The following is an 8,169-nucleotide window of genomic DNA, read 5'->3' as shown; positions in this document are numbered from 1 at the left end:
TGGATGATTAGCTCAGTTGGTAGAGCAGCTGACTCTTAATCAGCGGGTCGCAGGTTCGACCCCTGCATCATCCACTAAAAGCGACAGGCAAAGATAAGCATCTTTCGTGAAAACGAATCATGAACTTTGAAACTTCGTCTTTTGCTTTACATAGCCGCAAGGCATAACGATCTGGATGATTAGCTCAGTTGGTAGAGCAGCTGACTCTTAATCAGCGGGTCGCAGGTTCGACCCCTGCATCATCCACTAAAAGACCTCTCGAAAGGGAGGTCTTTTTTTATGGTTAGAATTTTTTATTACACGTTTTTTTTATAAAAAATCCAAAGAATTACATTTTATAGTATGATATTAGTATTACAAAATTTATATCTTGTCAAAAAAGCTATCTTTTAGAGACTAACTTTTCAAATTTGTTTCACACGGATTTTTAATGAAGATTGTTCTCCCTGTTGCTGGCAATGGACTGCGTCTGCGTCCTTATACCGAAAATCTGCCGAAGTGTTTGCTTCCGGTGGCCGGCAAGACTATTTTGGACTGGATTGTTGAAGACTCATTGTTTTTGAAGCCTGCCGAAACCATTTTTATCACTGGTTACAAGGCTGAAACTGTTGATTCATTCCTTGCAGAACGTTCCGCATGGGGTAAAACCCGTACTGTCGTCCAGAATAACCCCCAGGGCCTGGGTGAAGCCATCAGTTTGGCTCTTCCTTTTGTTGGCGACGATGAGCCGCTCCTGATTATTTTGGGCGATACTCTTTTTGAGGCCGATCTTTCTGTGCTGGAACAGGCTGACGAAAACATCCTCTACACCTTCAAGGTGGAAGATCCCCGTCGCTTTGGCGTGGCCGTGACTGATGCCGAAGGTCGTATTGAACGCCTGGTCGAAAAACCCCAGGAATTCGTTTCTGATGAAGCCATTGTGGGCATCTATTACATCAAGGATACCAAGGTTCTTAAGGAATCCCTCAAGTATCTGATGGACAACGATATTCGTACCAAGAACGAATTCCAGCTGACCGACGCCCTTGAAATGATGATCCAGAAGGGTTGCCGTTTCCGTACTGCACCTGTAAGCAAGTGGTTGGATTGCGGTCTGGCAGAAACCCTGCTCGAAACCAATGCTCACGTGTTGAACCGCAATGACAATTCCGCTGACTTTATAAGAGACGACGTGAAGGTTATTGCTCCCTGCTATATTGGCAAGGATGCCAAGCTGACCAATTGCACCATCGGTCCTAACGTGGCGGTTGGCGACGGTTGCGTTGTCGAAAATTGCACAATCGAGAATGCTGTCCTCTGGAACGGAGTCACGGTCTGCAATAAGCAGCTTGATAACGTTATCATCCACGAGTAGTGGATTTACGATCATGAACTATCTTGCCCTGGATTATGGCGAACATCGTGTGGGAGTCGCTTTTGCCGATTCCGAACTGAAGTTTGCTTTCGCCCGCGAAACTATCGACCAGAAGACCACAAACTTGTGGGTCCGTCTAGATGCTCTTGTCAAGGAAAACAAGGTGAACGCCTTTGTGGTCGGTATGCCGTACCATCCCGATGGTCGTGCCAATGGCAAGAACGTTGTGGTCGAAAAGTTTGTGCAGGATCTCAAGGAACGTTTCCCGGGTATGCCTGTCTACACTCAGGATGAATCCTATTCCAGCGTGCAGGCCCAGGCTTGTACCGCACATTTCAGCAAGAAGAAAAAACAAAAGAGCAAGGCGGTTATTGACCAGCTTGCAGCCCAGATTATCTTGCAGCGTTGGTTAGACGAGAATTAACCGAAAATGAAACTAACCGAAAATGATTTAAGGCCGGCTTACTGTCGGCCTTTGTCGTTAGTCGTCTTTACGTTTTTTTTCGGCCTTGTCCGTGTACATTTCGTGGTCGGCCCTTTCCAAATACTTTATGATGTCGTCGTTCTTGGAAGTCATGCAGGAGTAGCCGAAGGCAACGCTGAAGCGTCGTCCGCGAATTTGTAGCATCTGGGCCTTGGACTTCAGGTGCAGAATGTAGTTTAGCAACTGAGGTTCCGTAGTTCTCGGGATGATTGCCAGGAATTCGTCGCCGCCCATTCTGAAGAACATGGCGTCTTCGGGGAGAACCATCTTGAACAGCACGCCCACAAGTCGGATGTATTCATCGCCGATCAGATGTCCGTAATAATCGTTTACCTGCTTCAGGTAATTGCAGTCTGCCGATATGAATCCCAGCGGCAACTTGTCGTCGGTAGCGATCGTTCCTAGAATTTCGTTCAGGTAAGTTCGGTTGTATAGGCCGGTCAGTTCGTCGGTAATGGCCAGACGGTGCAGCTGGCGTTTAAGCTTTTCCTGTTCCGTCACGTTGTTGATCAGGGCCACGATGCCGTAAATGTTGCCCTTGTCGTCGTGGACGGGTTCCTTGATGATCTCGAGGAATTCCTGGATTCCGTCTGCGTTTACCTCGATGACGTAATGGGCGCCCTTGCCGGTACGGATAATCTCCTTGTCCTTTTCCATGGCCATCTTGGCGTTTTCTTTGTCCTTACGGATTTCCACGTCGGTCTTTCCGCGGATCGTCCAGCCCGGTTCGTCGGCGCCGTGAAGGTGGTGCCAGTAATGGGTGCAGAACACGTACTTGCCTTCGGCATCCTTCAAGAAGATGTTGGAGGGGAGTCGCTTTAGAATGTACTCCAGTTCCTGCAGATGGATGGATTCCTTGACGTTGGTCAGCTTTTCAAGTCGGTTGACGATTAGCTGCTTGCTGTAAGGGGCACTGATAAAGTCCAGTACACCGTAATCCAGGCACTTGAATTCCTTGTCGGACGGAGTCTTGGGGGTGACCACGATAACGGATGACGGAAGCAAAGTCTTTTTGGATTGGATCGCCTTTAGCAGACTGTAATCGTTGTCTGTGGCGGCGTCCGACATGATTAGGATGATGTCCGGATTCGTTTCGGTCAGCGTTCCCCAGATGCCATTGCCCGATTCTGTAGTTAAAAACTGGCTGTCGAAATTTTCGACAAGGATGCTCTGGAGCGTCTTGTCAACTTTCGATTTCTTTGAGAATAGAACCAGTTTTTTCATTTACGGTAATCCTTGATTATGCAAACTGTAAAACAGCACACTCCAAATATAAATAGAGCTTGTAAAAAAATTGTGCGATTTTTTTTTGAAAAATGCTATTCCAAATGCGATTAAAGGCTGATAATTAGAAGAAAAAGGTTATATTCACCAAAAAAAGAGAGGTTTCTTCTATGGAATTTTTGGATTTGGTGAAAAATCGCTACAGTTGCCGCAAATTTTGTGACAAGAATGTTGAAGAAGAAAAGCTTCTGCAGATTTTGGAAGCTGGGCGTCTGGCTCCTACGGCGATGAATCATCAACCATTGAAGATTTTCGTTGTAAAGTCTGCCCAGTCGCTGGAAAAACTCCGCGGAATTACCCGCATGGCCTACAACGCCCCGGTTGTTCTTATGGTTTGTTACGACAAGGACTTGTGTTACCGCGCCCTAAATTACAACGACGAACACGAATGCGGCGATATGGATGCCAGCATTGTAACCACGACAATGATGATGCAGGCCACGGAACTGGGTCTGAATACTTTGTGGGCACGAGGATTCAATGCCGTGGAAATTGCACGGGCTTTTGAATTGCCTGAAAATTTGAAGTTGAGCTGCCTATTGGATATCGGCTATGCCGATCCTGCAGAAGGTGGCCCCAGCCCCCGCCATTCCGTTCGAAAGGGAATGGAAGAGCTGGTTTCCGAAATTTAGTTCTGGAGCAAGGCGTCAACCTGCTTGAACAGGCCGGCGATCATTTCGGGCTTGATGGCTAACAGGGTTTCAATCCTGGAAGTCAGCATGGCGATACTTTCGGGTCTGGGTTCGGGTGCCGCATTGACTCTTGCCGCAATGCTGGGGAGAACCTTGATCAACATACCGATCTGGGCTGCCTTGATTAGCAGTTCAGCGGTCTGGGGATTGAACTTGTCTCCCAGGTAGCTCTTGATAAATGCGGGCCAAACCTTTGAAGCCGTGGCTTCGTCGGTTCCCATGAATTGCCAGGGCTGCATCTGGGGGTTGTTCTTGAGAAGGGTGTCCAGCATGCACATGCTGCTGAACTCAAAGATGGGGTGGCCCACTCTGACGTCGCCCATGTCAATCAGTTCAATTTCACCATTTCGGATCAAGGTGTTCTTGGGGTGGAAATCACCGTGGAGCAATGTGGACGGGTCGGGAATGGCGGCGATTGTATCCAGGATTTGCTGGAACTGTTCCTCGTTGACCCACTTTCTGACGTGTTCCATTTCGCCGATAATAAATTCCTTGAAACTCTGGAATTCGTTGTTCTTTACGACGGTGGCGTGAATGCTGCGGGCCAAGTCCGCAATCTGCTGGATACGCTGGTCAAATTCTTCGGGATGCTCGGTAATGTAGGAACCCACGGTCTGGGCGTCTAGCATTTCATAAACCACGCCCATATCATTGCCAACCTTGACGATGTCGTAGCTGATGGCTGTGGGCATACCGTAGACAAATGCCTTGCGGGCGTTTTCCTGTTCGCGCTTGATGATGTCAATGGAGTTGGCGCCTTCAACCCTGTAGACCTTGACAATGGAATCTTCGCTCAGACGATAGACTGTGCCATAAGCTCCGCGGCCGATTTCCGGACAACCCTCGATACTTACGCATCGATAGGCCTTTTGAACGTCCAGAATTTCTGTAAAACCAGTCACTTCAAAGATGTCGTACACTTCGCTGGTAACGTTGATGACTGTAACTGTGGGAATTTTCTTTTTAAGCTTGAGAAGGATACGCAGACCTGCAGAAGAAATGTATTCCAGTTTTTCTGCGTCAATGGTGGCGGCTGTAGGGGAGTTGTCTCCGAGTAGTTCCATCACCTGCTTTTCTGCATCGCCTGCGTTGGATGAATCAACCTTACCGGATAGGATAATGCTGAGACTGTTATTCTCGATTTTCCCGTCAATATTTACAACAGTCATGATTTTCTCCTTCAAAATCATTAGATGTCAATAATATAACCTCAGATTTTGAAAAAAAGAGAAAATTGACTTAAATCGACGTTTTGGGGTGCGTTAAAGTGATTTTAGCGCACCTGTTTCGGATTCCATGATGTATCCTCGGACCACGATGTCCTTGGGAACCAGGGGATGGTTCTTTACCAAGTCAACTGTTTCTAGAACAGCAGCTTCGGTATCTTCGAAGCCGTGGAGCCAGGAATCCAGATCGATACCGCAATGGCGCATGAGGCTGATGTGCTCTTCGTCTACACCACGTTCCTTCATCAGGTGGAGCATTTCCTGGGCGTCCATGCCCTGCACGCCGCAGCCGGTGTGGCCGATAATCATAATTTCATTGACGCCCAGCTCGTAGATGGCTACCAGCAGGCTTCGGATGGTACTATCGAAAGGATTGGTAATGGTGCCGCCGGCATTCTTGATCATCTTCACGTCACCGTTCTTGATGCCTAGCGCTGCAGGGAGCAGTTCCACTAGGCGTGTGTCCATGCAGGTGACGATGGCAATCTTCTTGTCGGGATATTTACTGGTGGCGAATTTCTCGTAGCCCTTGTTGGCTACAAATTCCTTGTTATAGGCGAGCATTTCCTGAATCATGATGAAACTCCGTGTTTTTACGAGGGGAAAGATAATCATTTTGATTCGTTATCTCATTTTTACACTTTCCGTCTTCCGTCTAAATTTCTAGATTTGACTTGTTAAAAACTTAAACCAAGGACATCAAAATGCGTGACCAATTCGAAAGCCCGCTGATTCAGCGTTATGCTTCTAAGGAAATGAGTTTCATCTTCAGCCCGCAGTACAAGTTCCAGACTTGGCGCAAGCTGTGGATCTACCTGGCCGAGTCCGAAAAGGAACTTGGCCTGCCCATTACCCAGGAACAGGTGGACGAACTGAAGGCTCACGCAACAGACATCAACTTTGACGTTGCCGAAGAAGAAGAAAAGCGCCGCCGTCACGACGTGATGAGCCACGTTTACGCTTACGGTGTGCAGTGCCCCAAGGCTAAGGGCATCATCCACCTGGGCGCCACTTCCGCTTTCGTTGGCGACAACACCGACCTCATCCAGATGCAGCAGGCTTTGATCATTGTCCGTAAGCGCCTCTGCCGCGTGATGGATAAGCTCTCCAAGTTTGCCATGGAATACAAGGACATGGCTCAGCTGGGTGCTACTCACTTCCAGGCTGCTCAGCTCACCACCGTTGGTAAGCGCGCTTGCCTCTGGCTCCAGGACTTGCTCATCGACCTGGAAGAAGTGAACTTCCTTATCGAAGTGCTGCCGTTCCGCGGCGTTAAGGGCACCACCGGTACCCAGGCCTCCTTCATGGACCTGTTCAACGGCGACGAAGAAAAGATCATGGAACTGGACCGCCGCGTCACCGCCAAGGCTGGCTTCAAGCGCGTGCTCACCATCACCGGTCAGACCTACACCCGTAAGTGGGACAACCGCGTAAACCAGGTGCTCAGCTCCATCGCTCAGTCCCTTCACAAGTTTGCAACCGACATGCGCCTCATGCAGGGCGTTAAGGAAGTGGAAGAACCGTTCGAAAAGACTCAGATCGGTTCCTCTGCCATGGCTTACAAGCGTAACCCCATGCGTTCCGAACGCATCTGCTCTCTGGCCCGTTTCGTCATGGCCCAGGTGAACAGCACCGCCATTACTCAGGCTACCCAGTGGTTCGAACGTACTCTGGACGACTCCGCCAACAAGCGTCTTGCCATCCCCGAAGCATTCCTCGCTATGGATGCAATGCTCATCATCGCTGAAAACGTGACCAACGGTCTCGTGGTTTACCCGAAGGTAATCGAAAAGCGCATCATGGCTGAACTCCCGTTCATGGCTACCGAAAACATCATCATGGAAGGCGTGAAGAATGGCGGCGACCGTCAGGAACTCCACGAAGAAATCCGCGTGATGTCTCAGGAAGCTGGCCGCGTCGTTAAGGAACAGGGTAAGGATAATGACCTTCTCGAACGCGTTCTCAAGAACGAAAAGCTCCAGAAGCTGGGCATCACCGAAGAAAAGCTGAAGGAAATTCTCGACCTGAAGAAGTTCGTTGGCCGCGCTCCTGGTCAGGTCGTGAAGTTCGTGACCGAAGAAGTCCGCCCGGCTATCGAAGCAGTGGAAGACTGGAATAATATCGACGCCGGCGAACTGAAGGTTTAATTTTGTCCTATAGCCTGCGCGATACTGCGTTGCTCGCCCTCTCACGTACGATTAGTACGCTACGAGGACTTGCGCTACTGAGACTCTGCGCTTTAGCGCAGGAGATTGGCTCTAGCCAATCAATCGTCAAAGGATGTCGTTGCCATGTTTTGCCAGAAACTTGTTTCTGAAGCAAAACATAGGTAAGGACCTTGTCTCGCTTGACTCTAGAACAAAATTGAATGCCTGGTTCTAAAGCGAAATTTGATTCAGATATCATCCCTTCGACAAGCTCAGGGCAGGCTCTGAGCGTTAGCGAAGGATCTAGCAACTTTTAAAGTGCGGCCCTTTGGGGTCGCGTTTCTTGTATTTGTTTCGTTTTTTCGAATTTTTGGACTCCATTTTAATTGGTTTATCGGATTTGGAGCCCATGTTTTTAGACAAACTAACGCAAAAATGGCGGATTACCGTGTTGTCTAAGTTTTGAATGGACTCCTTTTTTTCATTGTTGTCCATTTTGGAGCCTATTTTTGAACAAACTTTATTATGTTTGTTGAATACAAAGTAATGAAATGGGCTCCAAATTAGCTTGGTTTGCCTTTTGGGAGTCCATTTTTGCGGAAAATGGCTTTTGCGGCGGGTCACAGAACTTATGATGGTAAATTCTATAACCAGGGAAACCTTGATTTAATTATTTTTTTTGCAATGAATCAGTGGGCTTTGACAATGGTAATTGGCGGATTAGGTCTGTTCTTCTTGGTGATGACCTATGGTGCCTTGATTTCAAGCAAGAAAAGCGGACATTATTCGTCTGGAGTGCCTCTTGTTGGCGGTACCCTTATTGCCATAGCCTTTTTAATTTCGCCCATGAAATGGCTTGCTTTTTTGGGCCTGCTTGATTATGGTTTTTGGATGATCTTATCAAGTCTTGTGAAAAATTTTATTGCTGGTAGGAAATTGAGGAAATAGAAGTTTTTTAGCTTCATTGTTAGAAATGAAAACT

At 48.0% G+C, this 8,169-nt stretch carries 8 protein-coding genes and 2 tRNA genes; 7 read left to right on the top strand and 3 right to left on the bottom strand.

The window, feature by feature from the left end:
- Position 1: 1 nt before the first annotated feature.
- From B7992_RS05165 to ruvX, 4 genes are all read left to right on the top strand, one after another.
- A tRNA-Lys gene (locus tag B7992_RS05165) sits at positions 2 to 74 on the top strand.
- Positions 75 to 173: 99 nt separating this feature from the next.
- Positions 174 to 246: transfer RNA gene (locus B7992_RS05160), tRNA-Lys, on the top strand.
- A gap of 184 nt (positions 247 to 430) precedes the next feature.
- Positions 431 to 1,354: a sugar nucleotidyltransferase gene (locus tag B7992_RS05155; RefSeq protein ID WP_073235169.1), complete on the top strand. Its 924-nt coding sequence runs from the start codon at positions 431 to 433 to the stop codon at positions 1,352 to 1,354.
- Positions 1,355 to 1,367: 13 nt separating this feature from the next.
- Positions 1,368 to 1,778 (top strand): Holliday junction resolvase RuvX, encoded by a 411-nt coding sequence (gene ruvX, locus B7992_RS05150; RefSeq protein WP_073160572.1) that lies wholly within the window; start codon positions 1,368 to 1,370, stop codon positions 1,776 to 1,778.
- A gap of 57 nt (positions 1,779 to 1,835) precedes the next feature.
- Here ruvX and B7992_RS05145 read toward each other — a convergent pair whose 3' ends face one another.
- Entirely contained in the window at positions 1,836 to 3,062 is a 1,227-nt protein-coding gene (locus tag B7992_RS05145) for a diguanylate cyclase (RefSeq protein ID WP_254917624.1), read from the bottom strand.
- Between the two features lie 170 nt (positions 3,063 to 3,232).
- Here B7992_RS05145 and B7992_RS05140 point away from each other — a divergent pair, with 170 nt between their 5' ends.
- Positions 3,233 to 3,754 carry a nitroreductase family protein gene (locus tag B7992_RS05140; RefSeq protein ID WP_073235172.1) on the top strand — a complete coding sequence of 174 codons (522 nt, stop codon included), beginning with the start codon at positions 3,233 to 3,235 and terminating at the stop codon, positions 3,752 to 3,754.
- On the opposite strand, the gene B7992_RS05135 is transcribed toward B7992_RS05140, so the two are convergent.
- Complete coding sequence (locus B7992_RS05135) at positions 3,751 to 4,983, bottom strand: phosphotransferase (RefSeq protein WP_175549684.1); 1,233 nt, start codon at positions 4,981 to 4,983, stop codon at positions 3,751 to 3,753. The genes B7992_RS05140 and B7992_RS05135 overlap by 4 nt on opposite strands.
- A 93-nt stretch (positions 4,984 to 5,076) precedes the next feature.
- Positions 5,077 to 5,616 carry a carbonic anhydrase gene (locus B7992_RS05130; RefSeq protein WP_088665724.1) on the bottom strand — a complete coding sequence of 180 codons (540 nt, stop codon included), beginning with the start codon at positions 5,614 to 5,616 and terminating at the stop codon, positions 5,077 to 5,079.
- 128 nt (positions 5,617 to 5,744) lie between these two features.
- On the opposite strand from B7992_RS05130, the gene purB reads away from it, so the two are divergent.
- Complete coding sequence (purB, locus tag B7992_RS05125; RefSeq protein ID WP_073160595.1) at positions 5,745 to 7,187, top strand: adenylosuccinate lyase; 1,443 nt, start codon at positions 5,745 to 5,747, stop codon at positions 7,185 to 7,187.
- A 603-nt stretch (positions 7,188 to 7,790) separates the two neighbouring features.
- Entirely contained in the window at positions 7,791 to 8,135 is a 345-nt protein-coding gene (locus tag B7992_RS05115; RefSeq protein WP_088665722.1) for a hypothetical protein, read from the top strand.
- The last annotated feature ends 34 nt before the right edge of the window (positions 8,136 to 8,169 follow it).

This window comes from Fibrobacter sp. UWH1, from assembly GCF_002210365.1.
Classification (GTDB): domain Bacteria; phylum Fibrobacterota; class Fibrobacteria; order Fibrobacterales; family Fibrobacteraceae; genus Fibrobacter.
This window is presented reverse-complemented; position numbering and strand designations above follow the sequence as displayed.